Genomic DNA, 401 nt, shown 5'->3' with positions numbered 1-401 from the left:
CCTGTCGGCCGAGCGGCTCGACGAGTTCCTCACCGCCCTGTTCCCCACCGGAGGTGGCTGATGGATCTGGCTCTTGGAGAGCGGCGGGCGTTGCTCGTCGGTCCCGATGACGAACTGCGCGCGGCCTGCGCCGCCACGCTCGCCGCCGAGGGATGCGCACTGGTGGAGGGCGTGGGCGACGGGCCGGACATCGTCATCGCCCACGGCGAGCGCGGCTCGCGTTCCATCGTCGACTGCGACAGCGCGGACGCGTTCGAGGCGATGTGGAACCCGGTCGAGACGACGCTCGGGTTGTACCGCGAGGCGCTCGGCGCGATGCAGGCACGCGGCTGGGGACGCCTGGTGTGGATCGGCTCGGCGGCATCGCGTTCGCTCGACGCCGACGGGGACCAGCTCGATGC

At 72.1% G+C, this 401-nt stretch carries 1 protein-coding gene; it reads left to right on the top strand.

Annotated elements, in window-relative coordinates; genetic code table 11:
- Positions 1–60: 60 nt before the first annotated feature.
- Positions 61–401 (top strand): hypothetical protein (locus I6F37_RS43075; protein ID WP_225154841.1); only part of this gene is annotated, 341 nt, incomplete at its 3' end.

The organism is Bradyrhizobium sp. NBAIM08, assembly GCF_020193935.1.
Classification (GTDB): domain Bacteria; phylum Pseudomonadota; class Alphaproteobacteria; order Rhizobiales; family Xanthobacteraceae; genus Bradyrhizobium; species Bradyrhizobium yuanmingense.
The sequence above is the reverse complement of the archived record's forward strand: the minus strand, read 5'-3'. Positions and strand labels throughout refer to the sequence as shown.